Raw genomic sequence first — 26748 nt, 5'->3', positions numbered from 1 at the left:
GAGCCGGCGCGCTTGCGCGTGGCGCAGTATTCGGGCAGGTAGCGTCCTGCCTGGCGCATGAGCCACAGCGGCGTGTAGTCGGTCGGCTGGCGCAGCAGGGCGCGCAGGAAGGTGTCGTTCTTCAGGGGGGCGAATTTGGATGACATGGATTGGCTTTCGTTAAGCGCTCATTATCGCCGATGCGATGCTTCCGATGAAACCGGTTGCGGAGATGAACGCCATAAATTTTCCGTTTGGCAATGCCATCGAGTTCCGCTTCCGGTCATCGCCGGCAAGATCGGCACCGGAAAATGTCGGGCTGCCCGGCGGAAAGAATGGGCTGGCATTGCGGCCATCGCAGTTCGCCCTGCGCAATGAAGAAACAGAACAATCGTGACAGCCTAAGCTCTGCCCCCCAACCGGCCCTCGATCAGGAATTGCAACGGGACAGATAGGCGTCCGCCAGCAGCTCCGCCCAGGCCTTGCAGCCCTTCTCGGATGGATGGTAACCGTCGGACGCCATCATGCTTCTGTCCCGTGTATCGAGCAGCAGCGGCACATACAGCGCGTGTGGCAAGGCATGCGCGAGTTCGCGTGCCGCGCCGTCAAGCGTTTGCGCCTTCAGGCCCATCACCCAGCGCAGGGGCTGCGGCAGTGCCGGAAAATGGGCCATCGGAGGAACGCCGGAGACAATCACGCACTGCGGCGAGCATCGCGCCTGGACTGCCGTGAGCACATTGCCCAGATCTCGCAGCCAGGACGACAGCGGGCGAAATGCCGTGGTGTCGTTCACACCGAAGGCGACCAGTGCCACATCGACCGCTTCCACCGGGATCTCCGGAACGAGCTGTGCGAGCGCCTCCCGCGCGGTCAAGCCGTTTTTCCCGCAGGCGCGCCATGCGACAGGACGATGCAGTCGCTGCGCCAAGGCATCGGCGAGCTGGCCCGTGATCGCCTGCTCATGGGAATCCACGCCGACCCCGGCGATGGGGGATTCGCCAACGGTCAACAAAGACAGCAGTGCGCCGGAATGCGCAGGCCCCGCGACCCCGGCCGTCGGCCCGGCCGCTTCCGGCAGACGCGGAGTCACCTTGCGTGTATGCCGGCCCTGCGCAATCAGGAAAGGCAGCAAAGGCAAGGCGATCAATTCAGGCAGAAAGCGGCGCATGGAATATCGACAATATCGGCGTTGGCGCGGCGTTAGTGATTAAGGTTGTGTTCGACCTTGATGCATTTGTCCATCACCACTTTCAGTCCGGCGACCTCGGCCTTGTCGGCGGCAGCCTGGTTGATCACGCCGAGCTGCATCCAGACGCATGGCGCCTTGATGGCAATCGCGTCGTCGACGACCGGCATGATGTGCTCCGACTTGCGGAAACAATCGACGATATCGATCCGCCCCCCCTCCTTCTCGACTGCGGCGGCAGCATCGTGCAAGCTTGAATAGCAATACTCCCCGAGAATGTGAGTGCCCGCATACGTCGGATTGACCGGGACGATCCGATAGCCGTGCGATTGCATGTAGTGCGCCACTTCGTAGCTCGGCCGGTCCTCATGCGAGGACAAGCCGACGACGGCGATGGTGTGGCTGGCCGCGAGAAGTGCCGGAATGAAGTCTTCGTTTTGGTCCATGGAAATCCTGCTTCTGGAAATAAAAAAGGCAGCCGAAGCTGCCTTTTCATTCTACTGCCAACATCATTAGCGTTTTTGACGCAGCTTCTGAATTGCCGCCAACTGAGCGACGGCGGCAGCCAGTTCCGCCTGTGCCTTCGCGTAATCGATTTCCGATTCGCGATTCGCCAGTGCTTCCTCCGCCAGTTTCTTCGCTTCGTTTGCCTTCGCCTCGTCCAGGTCGTGACCGCGGATAGCAGTATCGGCCAGCACGGTGACGTTGTTCGGTTGCACTTCGAGGATGCCGCCGGCGACGAAGACGAATTCCTCGTCCGCGCGACCCGGCACCTTGATGCGCACCGCACCCGGACGAATGCGCGTAATCAACGGCGTGTGCATCGGATAGATGCCCAGCTCGCCCGCTTCGCCCGGCAACGCGACGAATTCGGCTTCGCCGGCGAAGATTTCTTCTTCGGCGGAGACGACGTCTACGTGAATAGTGTGTGCCATGTTAGAACCTTTTTTGTTCGTCTGAAGAACAGACCGTTTGCGCGCCCCTGTGCACCAGTCAGATACCGTAGCGCTCCGGTATCCGGGCTGGCGCGCATTGCGCGCTCCCGATTACTGGATCTTCTTGGCTTTTTCGATTGCTTCCTCGATCGTGCCGACCATGTAGAACGCTTGCTCCGGCAGGTGATCGAGTTCGCCGCTGGCGATCATCTTGAAGCCCTTGATCGTGTCCTTCAGCGAAACGTACTTGCCCGGCGAGCCGGTAAACACTTCAGCGACGTGGAACGGCTGCGACAGGAAACGCTGCATCTTGCGAGCGCGTGCCACGACCAGCTTGTCTTCCGGTGCGAGTTCGTCCATGCCCAGAATCGCGATAATGTCGCGCAGTTCCTTGTAGCGCTGCAGCGTGCCCTGAACGGCGCGTGCCGTCTCGTAGTGCTCCGCACCCACGACGTTCGGGTCGAGCTGACGCGACGTGGAGTCGAGCGGATCAACTGCGGGGTAAATACCCAGAGCGGCGATGTCACGCGACAACACGACGGTGGAGTCCAAGTGCGCAAAGGTGGTTGCCGGGGACGGATCGGTCAAGTCGTCGGCTGGCACATACACGGCCTGGATCGACGTAATCGAACCGGTCTTGGTCGAGGTAATACGCTCTTGCAGACGGCCCATTTCCTCGGCCAGCGTCGGCTGGTAACCCACGGCGGAAGGCATACGGCCCAGCAGCGCGGACACTTCGGTACCGGCCAGCGTGTAACGGTAGATGTTGTCGACGAAGAACAGAACGTCACGGCCCTCGTCACGGAAGGATTCCGCAATCGTCAGACCGGTCAGTGCCACGCGCAGACGGTTGCCCGGCGGTTCGTTCATCTGGCCGTACACCATCGCTACCTTCGAATTGGCCAGGTTGTCGAGGTCAACGACCTTCGAATCCGCCATTTCGTGGTAGAAGTCGTTACCCTCACGAGTACGCTCACCCACACCGGCAAACACGGACAGACCCGAGTGCGCCTTTGCGATGTTGTTGATCAGTTCCATCATGTTCACGGTCTTGCCCACACCTGCACCGCCGAACAGACCGACCTTACCGCCCTTGGCGAACGGGCAAACCAGGTCGATAACCTTGATGCCGGTTTCCAGCAATTCCTGCGACGGCGACAGTTCGTCGTAGGCAGGAGCCTTGCGGTGGATCGAAGCGGTACGCTCGGATGACACCGGACCGCGCTCGTCGATCGGGTTACCCAGCACGTCCATGATGCGGCCCAGAGTTGCCGGACCAACCGGCACCGAGATCGGTGCGCCGGTGTTCTGGATCACCATGCCACGACGCAGACCGTCGGAAGAGCCCAGCGCAATGGTACGGACAATGCCGTCGCCAAGCTGCTGCTGCACTTCCAGGGTCAGCGCGGAGCCTTCCATTTTCAAGGCATCGTACACCTTGGGCATAGCATTACGCGGGAACTCCACGTCCACCACGGCGCCGATACACTGAACGATTTTGCCTTCAGCCATTTTCGTTCCTTCAATATAAATAAATTCTTCTAGTTAAACCGCAGCCGCACCGGCGACGATCTCGGACAGTTCCTTGGTAATCGCAGCTTGACGGGTCTTGTTGTAAACCAGTTTCAGCTCGCCGATCACATTGCCTGCGTTGTCGGACGCCGCCTTCATCGCGACCATGCGCGCCGATTGCTCGGACGCCATGTTTTCCGCAACGGACTGATAAATCAGTGCTTCGACATAACGTACCAACAGTTCGTCGATCACGCTTTGTGCATCCGGCTCATAGAGGTAATCCCACGAGTGGGAGTTCTTGTCAGCCTCCATGCGTTCCGACGACAACGGCAGCAACTGATCCATCATTGGTTCCTGCTTCATCGTGTTGATGAACTTGGTATAGAACAGGTAAACCGCGTCGAGCCTGCCTTCCTGGTATTCGTCGAGCAGCACCTTGACCGGGCCGATCAGCTTGTCCAGGTGCGGCGTATCGCCGAGCTGGATGGCTTGCGACACGACTTTGGCACCGATGCGGTTCAGGAAACCGAGACCTTTGTTACCGATTGCGACTGCTTCGGTCTTGATGCCTTGACCTTCGAGTTCGCGCACCTTGTTGGTCACCTGACGCAGCACGTTGGTGTTCATGCCGCCGCACAGACCCTTGTCGGTCGTGACAACGATGATGCCCACCTTCTTCGCTGCGTCCTGCTTGACCAGGAACGGATGCGTGTACTCCGGATTGGCTTGCGACAAGTGAGCGGCGATATTACGAATCTTGTCACTGTAGGGACGGGCCGCGCGCATCCGATCCTGCGCCTTGCGCATTTTGGATGCGGCGACCATTTCCATCGCCTTGGTGATCTTCTTCGTGTTTTCGACGCTCTTGATCTTGCCGCGTATCTCTTTGCCTGCAGCCATGAGTAATTACTCCTTTAGCTCCAGTGATCAGAAGGTTTTCTTGAAGTCGGCGATCGCGGCGGCCAGTGCTGCTTCGCCATCCTTGTCGAGTGCCTTGCTATCTTCAATCTTCTGCAGGAGAGCGCCATGGCTGGTCTTCATGAAGTTGTGCAGGCCCGATTCAAATGCCAGCACCTTCTTCACATCGACGTCGTCCAGGTAGCCCTTGTTCACGGCGAACAGCGACACGGCCATCAGCGAGATCGGCAGCGGCGAGTACTGCGGCTGCTTCAGCAATTCGGTCACGCGTGCGCCGCGGTCGAGCTGCTTGCGGGTGGCTTCGTCCAGATCCGATGCGAACTGCGCGAACGCGGCCAGCTCACGGTACTGTGCCAGGTCGGTACGGATACCGCCGGACAGGCCCTTGATGACTTTGGTCTGGGCTGCACCACCGACGCGCGACACGGAAATACCGGCGTTAATCGCAGGACGGATACCGGCGTTGAACAGCGAGGTTTCCAGGAAGATCTGGCCGTCGGTAATCGAAATCACGTTGGTCGGAACGAACGCGGAAACGTCACCTGCCTGGGTTTCGATGATCGGCAGTGCGGTCAGCGAGCCGGTCTTGCCCTTGACTTCACCGTTGGTGAACTTCTCGACGTAGTCGGGGTTCACGCGAGCGGCACGCTCGAGCAGACGGGAGTGCAGGTAGAACACGTCGCCCGGATACGCTTCGCGGCCCGGCGGACGGCGCAGCAGCAGCGAAACCTGACGGTATGCAACCGCCTGCTTGGACAGATCGTCATAAATGATCAGTGCGTCTTGACCACGATCGCGGAAGTATTCGCCCATTGCGCAACCGGAGTAGGCCGACACGTATTGCATCGCGGCGGATTCGGAAGCGTTGGCGGCAACGACGATGGTGTATTCCATCGCGCCATGCTGTTCCAGCGCGCGCACGATGTTCTTGACGGTCGATGCCTTCTGGCCGATCGCGACGTAGATACACGTCATGTCCTGGCCTTTTTGGTTGATGATGGTATCAACCGCGACAGCAGACTTACCGGTTTGGCGGTCGCCGATGATCAGCTCGCGCTGGCCACGGCCGATCGGCACCATCGAGTCAATTGCCTTCAGGCCGGTTTGCATCGGCTGGGACACGGACTGACGTGCGATAACGCCCGGAGCGATCTTCTCGATCGGAGCGGTCAGCTTGGTGTTGATCGGGCCCTTGCCGTCGATCGGCTGACCCAGTGCGTTGACCACGCGGCCCTTCAGTTCCGGACCGATCGGCACCTCCAGGATGCGGCCCGTGCACTTGACGGTATCGCCTTCGGAAATGTGCTCGTACTCGCCCAGAATAACGGCGCCGACGGAGTCGCGCTCGAGGTTCAGTGCGAGGCCATAAGTGTTGCCCGGGAATTCCAGCATCTCGCCTTGCATGGCGTCGGAAAGACCATGGATGCGGCAGATACCGTCGGTCACGGAAATCACCGTGCCTTGATTGCGAATCTCAGCGGTTTCGCCAAGGCCTTGGATCCGGCTCTTGATCAGTTCGCTGATTTCAGACGGGTTGAGTTGCATGTTAACTCCTAAAATTTTGTATCTCTTACGCTAGCGCTTGGGCCATCAATGAGCCGGCAATCACGACGCGAGGGCTGTATACATCTTCTGCAGCTTGGCGCGTACGGAGGTGTCGAGCACTTCGTCGCCAACTGTCACGCGCACGCCACCGATCAATGAATTGTCCACGGTCACCGACGGCTTGAGCTTGCGGCCGAATTTCTTTTCCAGGGTCGCTACCAGGTCCTTCACTTGGGCGTCGGTCAACTCGAACGCGCTCGTGATTTCCGCATCGGCGGCGCCTTCCGCGGCGTTTTTCAACGCGTGGAATTGCGTACCGATTTCCGGCAACAACGTCAGGCGGCCATTTTCGACCAGCATGCCGATGAAGTTTTTCGCTTCGGGACTGACATTGGACTTCAATAGCGACAGGAACGTTTCGACCACTTGCTGATCCGAATGCTTCGGATTGCCGGCAAATGCCTTCACGTCGGGATGACTGGCAACGACCGCCATTTCCGACACGAGGTCGGACCAGGCGGCGAGATTGCCGGACTTGGCTACACGGAACAGTGCTTCTGCGTAAGGACGAGCAATCGTTGCGAGTTCGGCCATGATTACAGCTCGTTCTTCAGTTGGCTCAGCAGATCGGCATGCGCCGCTGCATTCACCTCACGCTTCAGAATCTGCTCGGCGCCCTTGACCGCGAGACTCGCGACCTGGGCACGCAGTTCGTCACGTGCACGAGTTACTTGCTGGTCTGCATCGGCTTTGGCGGCGGCGACAATGCGCGCAGCTTCTTCGGATGCAGCTTTCTTGGCTTCTTCGATAATCGCCTGGGCACGCTTTTCGGCATCGCCGATGCGCTTCTGACCTTCGTCGCGGGCGGTAGCGAGTTCAGCCTGCGCGCGCTTTTCTGCGGCAGCCATTTCTGCTTTGCCCCGGTCGGCGGCAGCCAGACCATTCGCGATCTTCTCGGCGCGTTCGTCGAGCGCCTTCATCAGCGGCGGCCACACGAATTTCATCGTGAACCACGCGAGGACGAAGAAGACCACGAACTGCGCAAACAAAGTTGCATTTAAGTTCACGGTATTTTCCTTCTCAGAATAACGAGAGCCGAACCGGTTACCGGTCCGGCTGCTGGAAATCAGCTATAGGCTAATTACTTCGCGATGAACGGGTTTGCGAACGCGAACAGCATGGCGATACCGACACCGATCAGGAACGCCGCGTCGATCAGACCAGCCAGCAGGAACATCTTGGTTTGCAGGGTGTTCATCAATTCAGGCTGACGTGCCGATGCTTCCAGGTATTTGCCACCCATGATTGCGATACCGATACACGCGCCGATTGCACCCAGGCCGATGATCAAGCCGCAAGCCAAAGCAACAAAAGAGATGTCAGTCATGAGAATTCCTTCAATAAGTTAAGGTTAAAAACAAAATACAAAAACAAACTTCTTTGCGTACTACTATCTTTCGATTCTTTAGTGAGCCTCGTGCGCCTGGCCGATGTACACCAGGGTCAGCATCATGAAAATGAAGGCTTGCAGGAAAACGATCAGGATGTGGAAGATGGCCCACATCGAGCCGGCGATCACGTGGCCGATGAAGCCGAACGCGGTCGCCATCGAACCCAGCAATGCGATCAGCAGGAACAGCAGTTCGCCTGCGTACATGTTGCCGAAAAGTCGCATGCCGAGGGAAATGGTGCGCGCAAGGTATTCGATCAGGTTCAGCAGCACGTTGAACGGTGCCATGTAGATGCCGAACGGCGCAGCCAGCCACTCGTGCAGCCACCCGCCGACGCCCTTGATCTTGAGGTTGTAATAGATCACCACGGCCAGGACGCCGAGCGCCATGCCGAGCGTGCCGTTCAGGTCGGCGGTCGGCACCACGCGGTGATGAATATCAATGCCGATCAGGCGGAAGATGCTCGAAAATAGATCCACCGGCAGGAAGTCGAGCGAGTTCATCAGGGCGACCCAGACGAACACGGTCAGTGCCAGCGGGGCGATGAAGGTACGGTCACCGTGGACGATGGACTTGGACTGGTCTTCCACCATTTCGACGACCATTTCGACGAAAGCCTGGAAGCGTCCCGGTACGCCGGAGGTGGCACGGCGAGCAGCCATCCACATCAGCAGACAGCCAAACACGCCGGCCGCAAGCGACCAGAAGATGGTGTCCATGTTGATGATCGAAAAATCGACAATCTTTTCCTGGTGATGGGTGGAGAGGTGTCCGAGGTGATGGACGATGTATTCGGACGCAGTGGGTGCGTGTTCTGCTACTTCGCTCGCTGGAGATGACATGTCAGTGCCTAAATAATAAGATGATGTAACTTTTCAGCGCCACGATGAAAGCGGCGATCAGCGCCAGCCAGTTCAAATCGCGGTACAGCCAGACCACCGCGCCCAATAGCGCGATCGTCAATGCAATCTTGATAAATTCGCCGATGAAAAACGTCATCGGATTGACAGCACCCGGCTTGCGCGCGTTAATGAACAAACGCAAGGCAAACAAACCGTTTGGCACCACACAGCACAAGCCACCAAGGAGCGCAGATATTAGCGCGTGTCTCCCGCCAAGCACACCGGCAATCAGTCCGGTGATGACCGTAGTCGACAATTGCAGCAGGACAATGCGTAGCATATCGGTCCGAAGTCATGCAATCCGTCGAGCCTCGAAGGGCTCGGCTACGGGCCGCGGTGTTCCAAGGTGGTGCGTTTTGTGAAACCACGGGATTATAAGTGTTTTCCACAGTCACCGTCAAACCTTTGCTGGCGCGCACTCCCGCGAGAACGCTACGGTAAAACTACGATTGACAAGACTGCAGCTCCTCCAGCCAGGCCCTGCCTTCGGTCCATGTGCCGAGTCCGCTGTCAGCATTGATATGCCCGCGCGGACCGATGTCGTGAAAGCGGGCACCCCAGTCGGCCGCCCAGTTTTGTGCTTTTGATAACGCGCACCACGGATCGTTCGAGGATGCGGCGACTATCGTCCGGAACGGCAAAGCCGTGCGCGGCATCGGTGCAAAGCCCGCGACGAAGTCGGGAAAATCGGCACGTTCGACATCCGGCGGCGCAACAAGCAAGGCACCCTTCACTTTGGACGCATGCGGCTGGTCCCGACATTGGACGGACCACCAGGCGGTCAACGCGCATCCGAGGCTGTGCGCGATCAGGAACACAGGACCGTCGCTTGAGCGGATTGCCGCGTCCAGCACCGCAAGCCAGTCCTCTCGCTTCGGCGCATTCCAGTCTTGCTGCTGCACGCGTCGTGCGTTGGGAAGCATCGCTTCCCATCGTGTTTGCCAATGCCCGGCGTCGGAGTTGTACAGGCCGGGCAGGATGAGCAGAGTGTGCATGGTTAGGTAATGAGCTTGAGAGTAGCTTAGTGAGCGGCTGGCAGCATGCCAATTACCAGCGAGGTAATTGTTTTCGTACAACGCGGGAATACGCCGTTGCGCCGGCGCCGATGTCAGGCGCGCAGTTTCGCGATCAGATCGTCGAGCGCATCGAGATCAGCGAAATCGATGATGAGCTGCCCTTTGTTTTTTGCACCGACCTTGATCAGCACCTGCGTGGCCAGGGCGTCCGACAACTCTTCTTCCAGGCGTGCGATGTCGCGCGACTTTTCTTTCGCGGAGCGCGGCTTGTTCGCGGCGGCTTGTTCGGTCGTGGTTTTGGCGACGAGCTTTTCCGCTTCGCGCACTGACATGCGTTTGGCGACGATCTGGTTGGCGAGCGTGATCTGCGTTGCGGCGTCGACCGAGAGCAAGGCCCGGGCATGGCCCATGTCGATGTCGCCGGCCATGAGCATGGTTTGCACCGGCTTGGCGAGATTGAGCAGGCGCAGCAGATTGGACACCGCGCTGCGCGAGCGGCCGACCGCGCCGGCCGCCTGTTCGTGGGTGAAATCGAAATCGGTGATCAGGCGATGGATGCCCTGCGCTTCTTCCAGAGGGTTGAGATCTTCGCGCTGAATGTTTTCGATCAGTGCCATTGCCGCCGCGGCCTGGTCGTCGACGTCCTTGACCAGCACCGGTACTTCGTTCAGGCCGGCGATCTGTGCCGCGCGAAAACGTCGCTCGCCGGCGATGATCTCGTATCTGTCGCTGCCGTTATGCGCAACCGGCCGCACCAGGATGGGTTGCATCAAGCCCTGCGCCTTGATCGACGCGGCAAGCTCGTTCAATGCACCCTCGTCCATGCGCGTGCGCGGTTGGTACTTGCCGGCTTGCAATTGCGCAACATTCAAGGTCGAGGGCGCGCCCGCGACGTTGGGCACCGCTTCGGTGATGTCGGACGAGCCGCCAAGCAATGCGTCGAGACCGCGACCGAGCCCTTTGGATTTTTTCGTGACCATGTTCTGTGAGCGCTTACAGTGATTTGATGCGTTGGACCATTTCGGCGCCGAAGGCGATATAGGCTTGTGCGCCTTTCGAGGCGGGATCGAAGGACACGCCGGGCATGCCGTAGGACGGCGCTTCGGCCAGGCGTACGTTGCGCGGGATGATGGTCTTGAACACCTTGTCGCCGAAGTGCTGTTCGAGTTGCGCGGAAACCTGCTGCGACAGCGTCATGCGCGGGTCGAACATGACGCGCAGCAGGCCGATGATCTTCAGGTCGGTATTGAGCTTGGCATGCACCTTCTTGATCGTGTTGACAAGGTCGGACAGGCCTTCCAGTGCATAGTATTCGCATTGCATGGGGATGATCACGCCGTGCGCGGCGCACAGGCCGTTCAGGGTCAGCATCGACAAGGCCGGCGGGCAGTCGATCAACACGAAATCGTAGTCGGCATCGACCAGGGCGATGGCATCCTTGAGGCGCTTCTCACGGTTTTCGAGTTCGACCATTTCGACTTCTGCGCCGGCCAGTTCGCGATTCGCGGGCAGCACATCGAACTTGCCCGTCTCGGAATGTTTGCGCGCGGTCTGAATGTCGGACAGGCCGAGCAGCACTTCGTAGACGGAAGCCGTGAGTTCGGACTTGTTGATGCCGGCGCCCATGGTAGCGTTGCCTTGCGGGTCGAGGTCGACCAGCAGCACGCGTTGATCGAGTTGTGCCAGACCGGCGGCGAGATTGACAGCGGTGGTGGTTTTGCCGACGCCGCCTTTCTGGTTGGCGACGCAGAAGATTTTGGCCATAGCTTAATTAGTAGTGAGTTTGATGCCGAAGCCGATCAGGAACATGCCCGCTGCTCTCGATGCGAACGCGGCGATGCGTCGGTTGCGCGCGAGACGCTTGGCGGCCGCGTTGCCGACGAGAACCAGCATGCTGCCATAGAACAGAGTGCAACTGGAAATCACTGCGCCCATCGCCGCAAAGGTCGTGCTGCCCTGATGGGTAGCCGGATCGATGAAAAGCGGGAAGAAGGCCATGTAAAAGACGATGGCCTTCGGATTGATGATGGTAACGAGAAAGCCGCGACGGAAATCGGCGCTATTCGAGAACGGCACGACTGCCCCGCCCTGCTCTTTCTTCGCGGTCAGCAGTTTGATGCCGAGGTAGGCAAGGTAGACCGCGCCGAGATATTGCAAACCCTTGAACAGCAGCGGGTTCGCCTGAAGCAAGGCAGCGACGCCAATGGCGGCGAGAAACATCAATGCAGCGTCGCCCAGCATCAAGCCGAACAGGGAAGCGAAACCGCCGCGCAAGCCGCGCTGACCGGTGCAAGTAAGCACGCAAAAGGTGCCGGGGCCGGGCAGCATCAGAAACACCATGGTGGCGGCAATAAGTTGCCAGACGTCGGTGATGCCGAGAGTATGAAACAGCGCGCTCATACTTGTTCTCCTGCTTCGATGAAAATCAGATGGCGTTCAGCGTTCAGGCCGGGGACTTGTAGCGGCTGCACCTGGGTGACATGCCAGCCTGCCGGCAGGCGTGCCATTTCTTCCGTGGGCACGACACCCTTCATCGCGATGAAGCGGCCGCCCGCCTTCAGCAAGTGACCGGACCAATTGACGAAGTCGGACAGTTCGGCAAACGCCCGCGAAGTGATCACATCGAATTCTTCCGGCGCCTGCAGTTGCTCGACGCGCATGGTGTGCACCGTGACGTTGGCGAGACCGAGTTCCGCCTTCACCTGCGTGAGAAAGGCTGTCTTCTTGTGCACGGTGTCGATCATCGAGACGCGCAGGTCCGGTCGCGCGATGGCCAGTACGATGCCTGGCAAGCCGCCGCCGGCGCCGACATCCAGGACATTTCTTGCGCCAGTGAAAGCGGGTACCGCAGCCAGCGAATCGAGCAGATGCTGGGTCACCATTTGCGCCGGATCCCGCACGGCGGTCAGGTTGTACACCGCGTTCCATTTGGACAGCAGTGCAAGATAATCCATCAGCTGCCCGATCTGGGCATCGCTCAAGTCGAGCGAAAGCGCCCGCGCGCCTTCAGTGAGCGTGCGCGTCAATTCGTCGCGGTGGAATGCGGCCATCGTGCGGTGATCCTCAGGCCGCCACTTGGGCGTTGGCGAAATCTTTGAAACCGCCTTTTTTCAGGTGCACCAGCAGCAGCGAAATGGCGGCGGGAGTCACCCCGGAAATACGCGAAGCCTGGCCGAGCGTTTCCGGGCGGTGCTTGTTCAACTTTTGCCGCACCTCAACCGACAGGCCGCGCACTTCCATGTAGTCAATCTCGGTGGGCAGCTTCAGGTTCTCGTAATAATCATGGCGCTCGACTTCGCGCGCCTGGCGATCGATATAGCCGGCGTACTTGACCTGGATTTCGACCTGTTCCATGACCGCCTCGTCCGCTACACCGGGGCCGGCCAAGTCCTGACCATCCACACCTTTCAGGCTCATCAGGCTTTCATAGCTCACGTTGGGGCGGCGAAGCAGATCAGTAAGCGCATACTCGCGCTCTATCGCTTTACCGAGCACACGTTCGGCTTCCGCGTCAGGAAGCAGGCGGGGATTGACCCAGGTGGATTTCAGGCGCTCCAGCTCGCGCGCAACCGCTTCGCGCTTCGTCTCGAAGGCCGCCCATTGTGCGTCAGACACACAGCCGAGCTGGCGGCCGATTTCGGTCAGGCGCATGTCGGCATTGTCCTCGCGTAGGCTCAGGCGGTATTCGGCACGGCTGGTGAACATGCGGTACGGTTCCTGCACGCCCTTGGTGATCAGGTCATCGACGAGCACGCCAAGGTAGGCTTCGTCACGGCGCGGAGTCCAGGCATCGCGGCCTTGGGTCAGCAGAGCGGCGTTGAGGCCGGCCAGCATGCCTTGTGCGGCGGCTTCTTCATAGCCGGTGGTACCGTTGATCTGTCCGGCGAAGAACAGCCCCTGGATCACCTTGGTCTCGAGCGAGGCTTTCAGGCCGCGCGGGTCGAAGTAGTCGTATTCGATGGCATAGCCGGGACGCAAGATGTGTGCGTTTTCCAGGCCGCGCATCGAGTGCACCAGATCCAATTGCACGTCGAACGGCAAACTCGTCGAAATCCCGTTCGGATAGAACTCGTTCGTTGTCAGCCCCTCCGGTTCGAGAAAAATCTGATGCGAAGACTTGTCGGCGAAACGATGGATCTTGTCCTCGATCGATGGGCAGTAACGCGGGCCGACGCCTTCGATCACGCCTGTGTACATGGGGCTGCGGTCGAGACCGGCGCGAATGATGTCGTGGGTACGCTCGTTGGTATGCGTGATCCAGCATGGAAGTTGCTGCGGATGCAGATCGACCGAGCCCATGACGGAAAAGACTGGGATCGGATCGAGGTCGCCCGGCTGCTCTTCCATGACCGAGAAATCGATGGTGCGTCCATCTATACGCGGCGGCGTGCCCGTCTTCAGGCGGCCCTGCGGCAGCTTCAATTCTTTCAGGCGCGCCGACAGCGAGATCGCAGGCGGGTCGCCGGCACGTCCGGCGGCATAGTTGTTCAGGCCGACGTGGATTTTTCCATCGAGGAAGGTTCCGGCGGTGAGGACGACCGCGCGACTCCGAAAACGGATTCCCACTTGGGTGACGGCGCCGACGACACGATCGCCTTCGACCATCAGGTCGTCAACAGCCTGCTGGAACAGCCACAGGTTTTCCTGGTTTTCCAGGCGACCGCGGATCGCTTTCTTGTACAGAATACGGTCGGCCTGCGCGCGTGTCGCGCGCACTGCCGGACCTTTGGAGGAATTCAGGATGCGAAACTGGATGCCAGCCTCGTCGGTCGCAATCGCCATTGCGCCGCCCATGGCATCAACTTCCTTGACCAGGTGGCCTTTACCGATTCCACCGATGGAAGGATTGCAGGACATCTGACCGAGGGTTTCGATATTATGGGTCAGCAACAAGGTTTTCTGCCCCATGCGGGCGGATGCGAGAGCTGCCTCGGTGCCGGCGTGGCCGCCGCCGACGACAATGACATCGAATTCTGTAGGAAAGAGCATAGTGCGCCTCGGTGAGACGAGTAAGACGGAGGCCGGCGTTACGTGCGCTGAGACACAGTGAAGTGAACGCCGGAGGCGAGATTATAAGGTGTTTTTCGCCTGACCCGCTCGTATCGGCGAGGATTCGCCTGATTTTGTTTCACGTGAAACAAAATCAGGCCGTTTCTCAATGTATCAGGTGGGAGAGTAAAAAACTTCCGATGAAGGCGACGCCAAGACCGATCATCCAATACCCCCAATGGAGGCCTCGCAAGGGGGAGTGGTGCTCCGGCTCAAGTGCGTGCTTCATGCTGATGACCGGATGCCCCACCTTCTCCGTCGCAAGCACGGGACGAAAGACACGGTCCTGGTTGCGTGCCCTCACCTCTCTCTCGACCGTACTGGCCAGTTCGGCAAGTTCAGCGAGTTCATCGAATGTCGTATCGATACCGCTTGTCGGATCTGCAGTCGATTCCGCAATTGCATTAACCGTCGGCCCCTCCTGCTCGAAGGACACGCTGGTGGGCGGCGGCGGGGGCGACGGTTCGGCAGACTTGGAGGCGGGCTTGGATGCGGGAATGCAATTCAGCAAGCCGAGTTGATCTTCAGGATCAACAAAGATAATCGTTACCGGATCCAGAGGATCTTGTTGCAGGAACCGATCAACAACCTCGGTCTCAATCTCGTCGGCGGCTTGCCCCTCGATCGGCATGAAGACCTCGCTTACCAACTCCTTATTGTGCAGGGTGAGCATGGCGCGCTCGAAGCGCTCGTCGGTCAAGGAGGTCAGTTTCTCACGGACTTTCTGGTGGGCGGTGACGCCATCAATCATGATAAGGACAAGACGCTCGCTCTGCGTTAGCCCATGGCTCTTGTTATAGATTTCATCACGGCCACTTTGGGTCCGCTGGAAGATAGTGGTGGGATCGATCATAGGAGCACCCTTTCCGCATGTTTCACGTGAAACATTTGGTGTGTCGATGAACTGGAATAAAACCATCCTAGTCGATTTGCCTTACGGCATGAATTCCCGTTACATTCGGCTACATCTACTTGTCCCACTTTTGCCACAAGTTGTCCGTATTCAGGCCCGTCGCCCGCAGCCACGCTCCTCACTTCAGCTTGCTACAATGCGTTATTACCAAGGAGAGACGATGACCACTTCTGCCATTTCCAACGCTTTCAGCTTCAGTACCGTCCCGCATATCGTGTCCGAGCCGGGTGCCGCCAAGCGCATCGGCGTCTATGTGTCACAACATTTTCCGACTGCTCGCCGGGCGCTGGTTGTCACTGACGCGGGTTTCCTGAAAACCGGCCTGGTTGACGCGCCCATTGCTGCCCTGCAGGACGCTGGATTGACTGTGAACATCTTCTCTGATGTGCTTGCCGACCCGCCAGAGGCCGTGGTGTTACAAGCGGTCGACAATGCGCGCAAGAATGAAATCGACCTGGTGATCGGATTCGGCGGCGGAAGTTCGATGGACGTAGCGAAACTGATTGCTGTGCTGACCGACAGCGAGCAAGAACTGAAAACCATGTACGGCATTGGTAATGTGAAAGGCGTCCGACTGCCGCTGATCCAGGTTCCGACGACCGCCGGCACCGGATCGGAAGTCACGCCGATCTCCATCGTCACGACAGGCGCGACGACCAAGATGGGGGTTGTGTCGCCACAACTATATGCAGACCTGGCCATTCTCGACGCGGAGCTGACCGTCGGACTCCCGCCCAAGGTCACGGCAGCGACCGGAATTGATGCAATGGTGCATGCGATTGAAGCCTATACCACCAAGCTCAAGAAGAACCCGCTGTCCGACATGCTCGCGTCCCAGGCACTGACCTTACTCTCAAACAATATCGTTGCCGCATGTGAAGACGGGAAAAATCTTGCAGTCCGGCAAGCGATGCTGCTCGGCGCCATGCTTGCGGGTCAATCCTTCGCGAATGCACCTTGTGCCGCCGTCCATGCCCTCGCCTATCCGATCGGCGGGATTTTCCATGTGCCGCACGGCCTGTCGAACTCGCTCGTATTGCCGCATGTTCTCCGCTTCAATGCAGCGAGCGCGGCGACACAGTATGCGGAGCTGGCGGAAATCGTGACGCCTGGTGTCACCGGCAGCATCGAAGCGCGCACGCAAGCCTTGATCGACAGAATGGATGAAATCGCCCGGCGCACCGGGATCGAAACCCGGCTGCAGCAAGTTGGCATCAGTGAAGCGGATCTCGATCGGCTCGCCGATGATGCGATGCTGCAGACGCGGCTGCTCACCAACAACCCGCGCGAAGTCACGCGCGCCGATGCGCGTGCGATCTACGCGGCGGCTTTGTAATCGCGGGGAAACCGACTGGCAGGAAAAGCCTGCTGGTCCAGGAAAAGTACGAAAGGCACGAAAAATTCCAAGTGAATTTTCGTGCCTTTCACGTTTTTCGTGGACAACAGCTATTCAGGCTTAATGCGACGCGGATGACCCCGCGCCCGGTCGTTTGAATAGCGCGAGAAACTCGCCAACGATGCCTCGGCGGAATGCCAGTACGCAAACAATAAAGATGAATCCAGTGACGATCGTGACCGACTCGCCGATGGAGCGGAACCATTCGATACTGGTCAGCGTGGCCAGCCAGTTGCCCAGATCACCCAGTTTGTTTTCCAGTGCAATGATCAGGATCGCGCCGACGATCGGACCGATCAGCGTACCGAGGCCGCCGACCAGCGTCATCAGTACCACCAAGCCCGACATTGTCCAGTGCGCATCGGTCAGGGTTTCAAAGCCGAGCACTACGGTTTTAGTAGCACCTGCCAGACCCGAAAGCGCCGCCGACAGCACGAATGCGAGAAGCTTGTAGCGGTCGGTGTCGTAACCGAGCGAGATCGCGCGCGGCTCGTTCTCCTTTACCGCCTTCAACACCTGTCCAAACGGCGAATGCACGGTGCGAACGATCAACGCGAAACCGGCAACAAAGATCGCCAGCACCACGTAGTACAGCGTCATGTCGTTCGACAGATCCACCATACCCAGCAGCTTCCCGCGCGGCACGCCCTGCAGTCCATCCTCGCCGCCTGTGAACGGCGCCTGCAGGCAGACGAAGAACAGCATCTGCGCCAGCGCCAACGTGATCATGGTGAAGTAGATGCCCTGGCGGCGTATGGCAAGCATGCCCATGACCAGTCCGATCAATGACGCAGCGGCAACGCCCGCCACAAGACCGAGCTCGAACGGCAGATCCATGGACTTGATCGCGTAGCCGGCCACATAGCCCGCGCCGCCGAAGAACGCCGCATGGCCGAACGACAGCAGCCCGGTAAAACCGATCAGCAGGTTGAAGGCGCAGGCAAACAAGGCGAAGCACAGTACCTTCATCAGGAACACCGGGTACATGACAAAGGGCGCTGCCAGCGCCACTGCCAGTGCGATTGCATATCCGACTTTGCTATTCATGCGATACCCTCTCTTACTTCTCTTTACCGAACAAGCCCGCAGGGCGAATCATCAGGACGATCGCCATGATGATGAACACCACGGTTGCCGATGCTTCCGGATAGAACACACGGGTCAAGCCCTCGATCACGCCCAGTCCGAGACCGGTGAGGATGGAACCCATGATGGAACCCATGCCGCCGATCACGACCACCGCGAACACCACGATAATCAGGTTGGAACCCATCAGTGGCGACACCTGGATCACCGGCGCGGCCAGCACGCCGGCGAAGGCGGCGAGCGCGACGCCGAAACCATAGGTAAGCGTCACCATCAGCGGCACATTGATGCCGAAGGCTTCCACCAGCTTCGGATTCTCGGTGCCTGCGCGCAGGTAGGCGCCGAGCTTGGTCTTCTCGATGATGAACCAGGTCGCGAAGCACACCACCAGCGATGCCAGCACCACCCATGCGCGGTATTTCGGCAGGATCATGAAGCCCAGGTTGAAGGCGCCGGACAAGGCTTCCGGCACCGAATACGGCTGCCCCGACACACCATAAAACGAGCGGAACAAGCCTTCGACCATGAGCGTGATGCCGAAGGTCAGCAGCAGACCGTACAGGTGATCCAGCTTGTACAGCCAGCGCAGCATGGTCTTTTCAATGATGATGCCGAAGATGCCCACGAGGACCGGGGCGGCGATCAGCATCACCCAGTAATTGATCTCGAAATAGTTCATCCCCATCCACGCGAGGAAGGCGCCCATCATGTACAAAGCGCCGTGCGCGAAGTTGATCACGTTGAGCAGGCCGAAGATGACCGCGAGGCCGAGCGACAGCATCGCGTAGAACGAACCGTTGACCAGGCCAAGCAATAGCTGGCTCAGCATTGCTTGCAAAGGGATGCCGAATATTTCCATAAGCGGAATAAGAAAAATTGCTGCTGAACGAGCGGCGCGGAAACGCTACGCCACCGCCATGAGCGCCCGAATGCGGGGCGGGCTGCGCGAGGGCTGATGCAGGAATGGGCTTCCATGTCCTGACACGCGCCCTCAACTCCTGCCCCTCTCACTTGCCGGAGAGGGGCGTGTACTGCGATTACGTCATGCCTGGATTTCCTGCGGCGAAGCCGCCTTCAGGCTACTTCCACATCGCGCACTTGGATTCGGCCTTGGTAGTAAAGGCCTGGTCGCCCGGAATCGTCTGTGCGACTTTGTAGTAGTCCCACGGATACTTCGATTCCGACGGCTTCTTCACTTCCATCAGGAACATGTCGTGCACCATGCGTCCGTCCGGACGGATCACGCCATTCTTGGCAAACATGTCGTTGACCTTGGTCTTCTTGAACTGGGCAAGGACCTTGTCCGGATCATCGGTGCCGGCGGCCTTCACGGCTTGCAGGTAATGCGAAGCGGACGAGTAGTCGGCCGCCTGCAGCGACGACGGTTCCTTCTTCATCTTTTCAAAGTAGCGCTTGGACCAGGCGCGGGTATCGTTATTCAGATCCCAGTACCAGCTGTCGGTCAGGTACATGCCCTGTGTTAGGTTCAGGCCGAGGGAATGCACGTCGTTGATGAACATCAGCAGGCCGGCCAGCTTCATCGTTTTGGTGATGCCGAATTCGTTGGCTGCCTTGATCGAGTTAATGGTGTCGCCGCCCGCATTGGCCAGGCCCAGGATCTGTGCCTTGGAAGCCTGCGCCTGCAGCAGGAAGGACGAGAAGTCGGATGCCGACAGCGGATGCTTGACACTGCCCAGCACCTTTCCGCCGTTGGCCTTCACGACCGCGGCCGTGTCGTTCTCCAGCGATGCGCCGAACGCGTAGTCCGCGGTCAGGAAGAACCAGCTCTTGCCGCCCTGCTTCACGACCGCCGAGCCGGTGCCCTTCGCGAGCGCGACCGTATCGTAGGCATAGTGCACGGTGTAAGGCGAGCACTCTTCATTGGTCAGGCGGGCCGTGCCGGCGCCGATGGCGATGAAGGGCTTTTTCTTTTCGGCCGCGATCTTGGCCATGGACAGGCTGGTGGCGGAATTGGTGCCGGCAATCAGCACATCGACGCCGTCACGGTCGAACCATTCACGCGCCCGGGATGCGGCGATGTCGGCCTTGTTCTGGTGATCGGCGGTGAGAAGTTCGATTTTCTTGCCGTTGATCGATCCGCCTGCATCGGCGATGGCCATCTTGATCGCTTCGGCGCCGCCCGGACCGTCGATGTCCGCGTACAGGCCCGACATGTCGGTGATGAAGCCGATCTTGATTGTGTCACCGGAAATCTGTGCGGACGCCGATCCTGCCAAGCCCATTGCGAACGTAGCCGATACAGCAACTGCCATAGCTTTCAGTTTCATTACCATCTCCTTGAGTGAATATCCACGTTGGTGTTATACGCCGAGCAGCGAATGCAGCACGGGCATTTTGGAATCCAGTTCTGATGCGGCGAAGGTCTCGACGATCTGACCATGCTCCATCACGAAAAACCGGTCCGCCAGGGGTGCGGCGAAACGGAAGTTCTGCTCCACCATCACGATGGTGTAGCCTTTTGCTTTCAAGGTTGTGATCATGCGCGCGAGGGCCTGCACGATGACGGGTGCCAGGCCTTCGGAAATTTCGTCCAGCAGCAGGAGGCGCGCACCGGTGCGCAGGATGCGCGCCACGGCCAGCATCTGCTGCTCGCCGCCCGACAAGCGCGTGCCCTGGCTCGATTTGCGTTCCTTCAGGTTGGGGAACATCTGGTAGATCTCGTCGATCGACATGCCCTTGTCGGTCTTCGATACGGAAGGCGGCAGCAGCAGGTTTTCTTCGGTCGACAGGGATGAAAAGATGCCGCGTTCTTCCGGGCAATAGCCGACGCCGAGGTGCGCGATCTTGTGGGTCGGCAAGCTGATCGCTTCGACGCCGTCGATCTTGATCGAGCCCTTGCGCGCGCCGGTCAGTCCCATGATGGCGCGCAAGGTCGTGGTGCGGCCGGCGCCATTGCGGCCCAGCAGGGTCACGACCTCGCCGTGGTTCACCGAGAAATTGACGTCATGCAGAATGTGCGATTCGCCGTACCAGGCGTGCAGGTTGGTGATTTCCAATGCCGCTGATCCAGCCATTCAATGCGCTCCTTCCAATGCGCCGGAGGTGGTGCCCATATACGCTTCCATCACCTGCGGATTCTTCGAAACTTCATCGTACGTGCCTTCGGCCAGCATGGCGCCGCGCTGCAGGACCGAGATGCGGTCACTGATGCCGGCGATCACGCTCATGTTGTGCTCCACCATCAGGATAGTGCGTCCCTGCGAGACTTTCTTGATCAGTTCCGTGACGCGATGCACGTCTTCATGACCCATGCCCTGCGTCGGTTCATCGAGCAGCATCAGCTCGGGTACCATGCCGAGCGTGGTGGCGATTTCGAGCGCGCGCTTGCGGCCGTACGGCAGGTCGACTGTCATGGTGTCGGCGAATTGTTCGAGATCGACTTGCGCCAGCAAAGCCATGGCGCGGTCGTTGAGCGCGTTGAGCTTCTTTTCGCTTTGCCAGAAAGCGAAAGAATTGCCGAGCGGCCTTTGCAAACCGATGCGCACATTTTCGAGCACGCTCAGGTGCGGAAACACTGCCGAAATCTGGAATGAACGGATGATGCCTTGACGCGCGATCTGCGCAGGCCGGGCCATCGTGATATCGCGGCCGTTGAACAGAATCTGTCCCGAAGTGGGCACCAGGAATTTGGTAAGCAGGTTGAAGCAGGTCGTCTTGCCGGCGCCGTTGGGCCCGATCAATGCATGGATATGTCCACGCTGAACCTGCAGGCTCACATTATTGACCGCAGTGAATCCTTTGAATTCCTTGGTCAGTTGTCTCGTCTCCAAAACCACGTCCGCCATGGGCTCTCCCTACTGACTATCATCAATGTCCGAATGATTCCGACATCGGAGCGTGTCATGCATAACGATGATGCACAGTACACAGTACGACTGGGGGGGTGGCAATACAAGCGACAACTCATCTGTCGATTGTTTGGCCTGTATCAATCTTGTACATGTCGCTTTATCAGGCAGGGCTGATCTTAGCATGAAGAAAAAATACTTGCTTGTAGTCAAGTCAACCAATTCACAATCGACAGATCAACTGCAAAAAACTATTACATCGCAGGCTCCGCGACGCGAATAACAGGACGGCTTTGCGCACCCTCTTCCTTGCGCGCCGCACGTATCCACTCGGCTGCTTTCTCGGCAATCATGATGGTCGGCGAATTCGTATTCCCCGACGTAATCGTCGGCATCACGGAAGCATCGACCACGCGCAAGCCCTTCACGCCACGCACGCGCAACTGGCTGTCGACGACCGACATCGGATCGTCGGCGCGTCCCATCTTGCAGGTGCCGATCGGATGGAAGATCGTCGTGCCGATATCGCCGGCGGCTTTCGCGAGTTCTTCTTCAGTGCGGTAATGCACACCCGGCTTGAATTCTTCCGGCGCATATTTCTTCAGCGCCGGCGCCTGGACGATGGTGCGCGTCAGCTTGAGCGAATCGGCGGCGACCTTGCGGTCTTCCGGCGTGCTCAGGTAATTCGGCGTGATCTTCGGCGCAGCGAAGGGATCGGCCGAGGCGATGCGGATGTGGCCGCGCGAGGTCGGTCTCAGGTTGCATACGCTGGCGGTGAAGGCCGGAAAGGGATGCAGCGGCTCGCCGAATTTTTCCAGCGACAAGGGTTGCACATGGTATTCGAGGTTGGCCGATGGCTGCGAGGGATCCGAGCGCGTGAACGCGCCGAGCTGCGACGGCGCCATCGACATCGGGCCGCTGCGCGAGATCGCATATTGCATGCCGATCTGCATCTTGCCGAACAGACTGTTGGCCATGGTGTTGAGCGTCTTGACGCCCTGGATCTTGAAAGCCATGCGCAGTTGCAGATGGTCTTGCAGGTTCTCCCCCACGCCGGGCAGGTCGAGCGCAACCGGCACGCCGCTTTTCTGCAGCAGAGAGGCAGGGCCGATACCCGACAGTTGCAGGATTTGCGGCGAACCGACCGCGCCCGCGGTTGAAATCGTTTCGCGCGCGGCTTCCGCATACCATTCGGTGCCGCCGCCGGTGAATTCCACGCCAGTGCAGACCGTGCCTTCCGCCGTTGCCTGCAGGCGCAGGCGTTTGACGTGACAACCGGTCATGATGTCGAGCTTGCCCTTGCGGCTTCCGTTCGATTTCAGAAAGGCTTGCGCGGTGTTCCAGCGCCAGCCTTTTTTCTGGTTCACTTCGAAGTAACTGCTGCCTTCGTTGTCGCCGCGATTGAAGTCGTCCACCTTGGGAATGCCGACCTGTTCGGCAGCATCGCGGAAGGCATCGAGGATCTCCCAGGACAGGCGCTGCTTCTCGACGCGCCATTCGCCGCCCGCGCCATGGAATGGATCGGCGCCCTTGTGGTAATCCTCGCTCTTCTTGAACACCGGCAGCACGTTTTCCCAGCGCCAGCTATCGTCGCCGCACAGTTCCGCCCACAGGTTGTAGTCGCGCGCCTGGCCGCGCATGTAGATCATGCCGTTGATCGAGGAACATCCGCCCATCACTTTGCCGCGCGGATAAATCAGGCTGCGTCCGTTGAGTCCGGCATCGGCCTCGGTGCGGAAGCGCCAGTCGGTGCGCGGGTTGTCGATGCAATAGAGGTAGCCGACCGGAATGTGAATCCAGATGTAGTCGTCCTTGCGGCCGGCTTCCAGCAGCAGCACCGACACATCGGCGTCCTGTGCGAGGCGATTGGCGAGCACGCAACCGGCACTGCCGGCGCCGATGATGATGTAGTCGTATTTTCCTGCGGATTCCACGATGGTCTCCCGATGAATGGTGTGCTGCGATCATCAACCCGCGGGCTGACGGTCGGCTTACGCTGGCAAGAATCTTTTCGTCAAAGGATGTTGTCCGATCGCGCGGGGCGATCGGGCATGCACATCACTTCGCCACAGGCATCGTGAACTCGGCGCCCTTGGCAATCGAATCCGGCCAGCGCTGCATCACCGACTTGTAGCGCGTGTAGAAGCGGATGCCTTCTTCGCCATAGGCGTGCGTGTCGCCGAACAGCGAACGCTTCCAGCCGCCGAAGGAATGCCATGCCATCGGCACCGGAATCGGCACATTGATTCCGACCATGCCAACCTCGATGCGACGCGAAAACTCGCGCGCGGTATTGCCGTCCGAAGTGAACAGCGCAACGCCGTTGCCGAACTCGTGCGCATTGATCAATTTGACGGCCGACGCGAAGTCCGGCACGCGCACCACGCACAACACCGGTCCGAAGATTTCTTCCTTGTAGATCTTCATGTCAGGCGTCACATGGTCGAACAAGGTGCCGCCGATGAAGAAGCCGTTCTCGAGACCCGGCACCTTCAGGCCGCGGCCATCGACCAGCAGCCTGGCGCCAGCCTGCACACCGTCTTCGATATAGCCCTCGATTTTCGCCTTGTGCTGCGCCGTCACCACCGGACCCATTTCGGCATCGGCTTCCATGCCGTTCTTCACCTTCAGCGCTTTCACGCGCGGGATCAGGGCTTCGATCAGCTTGTCGGCAACACCGCCGACGGCAACCGCCACCGAGATTGCCATGCAGCGCTCGCCAGCCGACCCATAGGCCGCGCCGATCAAGGCATCAACCGCCTGATCGAGATTTGCGTCCGGCATCACCACCATGTGGTTCTTCGCGCCGCCCAGGGCCTGCACGCGCAGCGGATAGGCGCCTTTGCGCTTGGTGCCCTCGGTGTAGATGTATTCGGCGATGGGCGTGGAGCCGACGAAGGACACGGCATTCACATCCGGATGATGCAGCAGCGTATCGACAGCGACCTTGTCGCCCTGCACGACGTTGAACACGCCGTCGGGCAGGCCTGCGCGCTTGAGCAGGTCAGCCATCATCAGCGAAGGCGAAGGATCGCGCTCGGAAGGTTTGAGGATGAAGCTGTTGCCGGTGGCGATGGCCATCGGTGCCATCCACATCGGCACCATGAAGGGAAAATTGAAGGGTGTGATGCCGGCGGTCACGCCGAGCGGCTGGCGCAACTGCCAGTTGTCGATGCCACCACCGATGTTGTCGGTGAACTGGGTCTTCAGCAATTGCGGAATGCCGCAAGCGAATTCGACCACTTCCAACCCGCGCGTGACTTCGCCCTTGGCATCGGAAAATACCTTGCCGTGCTCGCGCGTAATCGCTGCGGCAAAGTCGTCATGATGCTTCTCGATCAGCTCCTTGAATTTCGACAAGACGCGGGCACGCTTCAAGGGCGCGGTATCGGCCCAGCCGGGTGCGGCTGCGCGTGCCGCATCAACGGCAGCATTGACTTCTTCGACGCTGGCCAGCACCACCTGCGCGCTCGCTTCACCCGTTGCGGGGTTGAAGACATCCTGTTTGCGGCCACTGGTCGATTCAACCACACGGCCACCGATGTAATGCTGGATCAAAGCTTGCGTCATAAGGATTCCTTTTAGGGATGAGCGGATTTTGACAGCATATCCCGGCCTTCGTGGGGAATCCAATGAGTTGTTATCAAGTCGGATATAAAAGACTCTTATAATGACGGTGATACGGGAGAGCATTCATGGACCTGACCCAGCTTCGCGCCTTCGTGACCGTCGCACGGGAAGGCAACCTGACGCGCGCCGCCGAGCGCCTGCATTTGACGCAACCTGCCGTCAGCCTGCAGATCAAGGCCTTGCAGGCCAGTCTCGACCTGCAATTATTTACGCGCACGCCGTCCGGGATGAGTCTGACGGACGACGGCGCCAAATTGCTGCCTTTTGCGGAACGCGTGATGGAGAGCGTGGCCGAATTCCGCCAGGGCGCCGCCTCCCTGCACTCCACGCTGTCCGGCACGCTCTCGATCGGCACCATCCTCGACCCGGAATTCATCCGCCTCGGCGCCTTCCTGAAGCGCCTGGTGGAAACCTATCCCCAGATCTCGACCCGGCTGCAACACGGCATGTCCGGCTGGGTCATGCAGCAAATCAAGAGCGGCGAACTCGACGTCGGCTACTTCCTCGGCACGCCGGGCAAGGAATTCCATTACCAGACGCTGACTTCCTTTACCTACAACGTGGTCGCTCCCCAGGGCTGGAAAAACCGTGTCGCCGGGCGCGACTGGCCGGCGCTCGCGAAACTGCCCTGGATCTGGACTCCGCCCGAATCCGCGCACAACCGCCTGCTGAGCAAGACCTTCGCGCAATACAAGGTCACGCCGAACAAGGTGGCGCTGGTTGATCAGGAGCCATCCATGCTCGACCTGGTGAAATCCGGCGTCGGGCTCTCGCTGGTGCGCGAATCGGTGGCGCTGGGCGAAGCCCACGCCCACGGGCTGGTGATTGCGGACGCCGTCAGTCTGTCCACCGAACTGTCCTTCATTACGCTGGCCAAGCGCAAGAGCGAACCGGCGATCGCCGCGGTATTTTCTTTATTGCAATCTCTTTGGCGAACCTGATCCGGCCTGTGGGTAATTCCCTGCATATCCGGTGGGTAGTTTGAGGACAAGCGCGGTAAAGCTGCCTTCAGTCATTTTTATCCAAGAAGTTTCCTTCGGTCATACAGGCATTGTTCAGGCCTTATCCATTCTGCAGTGCCTTGATTTCATTGCGCTTAATGCGCTTATCCCCAGATTTGGCACTGCGTTAACTACTATCACTATTCGTATATATCAATCTTTAAGTTAAAACCCGCTGCGCTTTATTTGCCCGGGAGCGCGAAGAAAAAACGCTTTCGCAAACCAGACGGAACCATGGACTGCTAGACAGAAATACAACATCTGAAACCTGTCTTTTATGCAGCATGCCGACAATCGACGATGGATTGCAGAACTGACTGTGGATAAGTCTTTGGAAAAAAGCTTGAGGAGATGGGGACAAGCCGGGAAATCTGAATACGCGTTTTTTTATTCAGAATCTGTCCTTTTGCGATACAC

General features: G+C 59.1%; 28 protein-coding genes. 2 read left to right on the top strand and 26 right to left on the bottom strand.

Features of this window, described 5'->3' with window-relative positions; all coding sequences use genetic code 11:
- The 19 genes from E6W33_RS20985 to E6W33_RS20895 form a co-directional block, all read right to left on the bottom strand.
- Positions 1-146 (bottom strand): uroporphyrinogen decarboxylase family protein (locus E6W33_RS20985; RefSeq protein WP_282183688.1); only part of this gene is annotated, 146 nt, incomplete at its 3' end.
- A gap of 263 nt (positions 147-409) precedes the next feature.
- Entirely contained in the window at positions 410-1147 is a 738-nt protein-coding gene (locus E6W33_RS20980; RefSeq protein ID WP_136419277.1) for an SGNH/GDSL hydrolase family protein, read from the bottom strand.
- 32 nt (positions 1148-1179) lie between these two features.
- Entirely contained in the window at positions 1180-1611 is a 432-nt protein-coding gene (locus E6W33_RS20975; protein WP_136419276.1) for a CoA-binding protein, read from the bottom strand.
- A 66-nt stretch (positions 1612-1677) separates the two neighbouring features.
- Positions 1678-2100: a F0F1 ATP synthase subunit epsilon gene (locus E6W33_RS20970; RefSeq protein ID WP_136419275.1), complete on the bottom strand. Its 423-nt coding sequence runs from the start codon at positions 2098-2100 to the stop codon at positions 1678-1680.
- A gap of 111 nt (positions 2101-2211) precedes the next feature.
- Complete coding sequence (gene atpD / locus E6W33_RS20965; RefSeq protein WP_136419274.1) at positions 2212-3612, bottom strand: F0F1 ATP synthase subunit beta; 1401 nt, start codon at positions 3610-3612, stop codon at positions 2212-2214.
- A gap of 33 nt (positions 3613-3645) precedes the next feature.
- Entirely contained in the window at positions 3646-4515 is an 870-nt protein-coding gene (atpG, locus tag E6W33_RS20960; RefSeq protein ID WP_136419273.1) for a F0F1 ATP synthase subunit gamma, read from the bottom strand.
- Positions 4516-4542: 27 nt separating this feature from the next.
- Entirely contained in the window at positions 4543-6078 is a 1536-nt protein-coding gene (gene atpA / locus E6W33_RS20955) for a F0F1 ATP synthase subunit alpha (protein WP_136419272.1), read from the bottom strand.
- A 60-nt stretch (positions 6079-6138) separates the two neighbouring features.
- Positions 6139-6672 (bottom strand): F0F1 ATP synthase subunit delta, encoded by a 534-nt coding sequence (locus tag E6W33_RS20950; protein ID WP_136419271.1) that lies wholly within the window; start codon positions 6670-6672, stop codon positions 6139-6141.
- A 2-nt stretch (positions 6673-6674) separates the two neighbouring features.
- Positions 6675-7145, bottom strand: coding sequence for a F0F1 ATP synthase subunit B (locus E6W33_RS20945; RefSeq protein ID WP_136419270.1), 471 nt, complete (start codon positions 7143-7145; stop codon positions 6675-6677).
- 74 nt (positions 7146-7219) lie between these two features.
- A complete protein-coding gene (atpE, locus tag E6W33_RS20940) occupies positions 7220-7465 on the bottom strand; it encodes a F0F1 ATP synthase subunit C (RefSeq protein WP_088710626.1) in 246 nt (81 codons plus the stop codon).
- Positions 7466-7543: 78 nt separating this feature from the next.
- Positions 7544-8371 carry a F0F1 ATP synthase subunit A gene (gene atpB, locus E6W33_RS20935; protein WP_136419269.1) on the bottom strand — a complete coding sequence of 276 codons (828 nt, stop codon included), beginning with the start codon at positions 8369-8371 and terminating at the stop codon, positions 7544-7546.
- A 1-nt stretch (position 8372) separates the two neighbouring features.
- Positions 8373-8711: an ATP synthase subunit I gene (locus E6W33_RS20930; RefSeq protein WP_136419268.1), complete on the bottom strand. Its 339-nt coding sequence runs from the start codon at positions 8709-8711 to the stop codon at positions 8373-8375.
- Positions 8712-8874: 163 nt separating this feature from the next.
- Positions 8875-9426, bottom strand: coding sequence for an alpha/beta hydrolase (locus E6W33_RS20925; protein WP_136419267.1), 552 nt, complete (start codon positions 9424-9426; stop codon positions 8875-8877).
- Between the two features lie 113 nt (positions 9427-9539).
- Positions 9540-10427 (bottom strand): ParB/RepB/Spo0J family partition protein, encoded by an 888-nt coding sequence (locus E6W33_RS20920; protein ID WP_136419266.1) that lies wholly within the window; start codon positions 10425-10427, stop codon positions 9540-9542.
- A gap of 13 nt (positions 10428-10440) precedes the next feature.
- Positions 10441-11211 carry an AAA family ATPase gene (locus E6W33_RS20915; RefSeq protein ID WP_136419265.1) on the bottom strand — a complete coding sequence of 257 codons (771 nt, stop codon included), beginning with the start codon at positions 11209-11211 and terminating at the stop codon, positions 10441-10443.
- 3 nt (positions 11212-11214) lie between these two features.
- Positions 11215-11847 (bottom strand): leucine efflux protein LeuE, encoded by a 633-nt coding sequence (gene leuE, locus E6W33_RS20910; RefSeq protein ID WP_136419264.1) that lies wholly within the window; start codon positions 11845-11847, stop codon positions 11215-11217.
- Positions 11844-12497, bottom strand: a complete 654-nt coding sequence (gene rsmG, locus E6W33_RS20905) for a 16S rRNA (guanine(527)-N(7))-methyltransferase RsmG (protein ID WP_136419263.1) — start codon at positions 12495-12497, stop codon at positions 11844-11846. The genes leuE and rsmG overlap by 4 nt, the downstream gene beginning before the upstream one ends.
- A 13-nt stretch (positions 12498-12510) precedes the next feature.
- Positions 12511-14436, bottom strand: coding sequence for a tRNA uridine-5-carboxymethylaminomethyl(34) synthesis enzyme MnmG (gene mnmG / locus E6W33_RS20900; RefSeq protein ID WP_136419262.1), 1926 nt, complete (start codon positions 14434-14436; stop codon positions 12511-12513).
- Between the two features lie 166 nt (positions 14437-14602).
- Positions 14603-15349: a hypothetical protein gene (locus E6W33_RS20895; protein WP_136419261.1), complete on the bottom strand. Its 747-nt coding sequence runs from the start codon at positions 15347-15349 to the stop codon at positions 14603-14605.
- A gap of 220 nt (positions 15350-15569) precedes the next feature.
- Here E6W33_RS20895 and E6W33_RS20890 point away from each other — a divergent pair, with 220 nt between their 5' ends.
- The gene (locus E6W33_RS20890; RefSeq protein WP_136419260.1) at positions 15570-16745 is read left to right on the top strand and encodes an iron-containing alcohol dehydrogenase; all 1176 of its coding nucleotides are present in this window, start codon (positions 15570-15572) and stop codon (positions 16743-16745) included.
- 120 nt (positions 16746-16865) lie between these two features.
- Here E6W33_RS20890 and E6W33_RS20885 read toward each other — a convergent pair whose 3' ends face one another.
- From E6W33_RS20885 to E6W33_RS20855, 7 genes are all read right to left on the bottom strand, one after another.
- Complete coding sequence (locus E6W33_RS20885; protein ID WP_136419259.1) at positions 16866-17852, bottom strand: branched-chain amino acid ABC transporter permease; 987 nt, start codon at positions 17850-17852, stop codon at positions 16866-16868.
- Positions 17853-17865: 13 nt separating this feature from the next.
- Positions 17866-18750 carry a branched-chain amino acid ABC transporter permease gene (locus tag E6W33_RS20880; protein ID WP_136419258.1) on the bottom strand — a complete coding sequence of 295 codons (885 nt, stop codon included), beginning with the start codon at positions 18748-18750 and terminating at the stop codon, positions 17866-17868.
- Between the two features lie 220 nt (positions 18751-18970).
- Positions 18971-20179 (bottom strand): ABC transporter substrate-binding protein, encoded by a 1209-nt coding sequence (locus tag E6W33_RS20875; protein WP_136419257.1) that lies wholly within the window; start codon positions 20177-20179, stop codon positions 18971-18973.
- A gap of 33 nt (positions 20180-20212) precedes the next feature.
- Positions 20213-20926 (bottom strand): ABC transporter ATP-binding protein, encoded by a 714-nt coding sequence (locus tag E6W33_RS20870; RefSeq protein WP_136419256.1) that lies wholly within the window; start codon positions 20924-20926, stop codon positions 20213-20215.
- Positions 20927-21697: an ABC transporter ATP-binding protein gene (locus tag E6W33_RS20865; RefSeq protein ID WP_136419255.1), complete on the bottom strand. Its 771-nt coding sequence runs from the start codon at positions 21695-21697 to the stop codon at positions 20927-20929. It abuts the gene before it with no gap.
- A 257-nt stretch (positions 21698-21954) separates the two neighbouring features.
- On the bottom strand, positions 21955-23634 hold the full coding sequence (locus E6W33_RS20860; protein WP_136419254.1) for a GMC family oxidoreductase N-terminal domain-containing protein: 1680 nt from the start codon (positions 23632-23634) through the stop codon (positions 21955-21957).
- 124 nt (positions 23635-23758) lie between these two features.
- Complete coding sequence (locus E6W33_RS20855; RefSeq protein ID WP_136419253.1) at positions 23759-25270, bottom strand: CoA-acylating methylmalonate-semialdehyde dehydrogenase; 1512 nt, start codon at positions 25268-25270, stop codon at positions 23759-23761.
- Positions 25271-25395: 125 nt separating this feature from the next.
- Here E6W33_RS20855 and E6W33_RS20850 point away from each other — a divergent pair, with 125 nt between their 5' ends.
- Positions 25396-26271 carry a LysR family transcriptional regulator gene (locus tag E6W33_RS20850; protein ID WP_136419252.1) on the top strand — a complete coding sequence of 292 codons (876 nt, stop codon included), beginning with the start codon at positions 25396-25398 and terminating at the stop codon, positions 26269-26271.
- The last annotated feature ends 477 nt before the right edge of the window (positions 26272-26748 follow it).

Origin of the sequence: Herbaspirillum sp. ST 5-3, from assembly GCF_004804275.1 — a bacterium.
Taxonomy (GTDB): domain Bacteria; phylum Pseudomonadota; class Gammaproteobacteria; order Burkholderiales; family Burkholderiaceae_D; genus Noviherbaspirillum.
The sequence above is the reverse complement of the archived record's forward strand: the minus strand, read 5'-3'. Positions and strand labels throughout refer to the sequence as shown.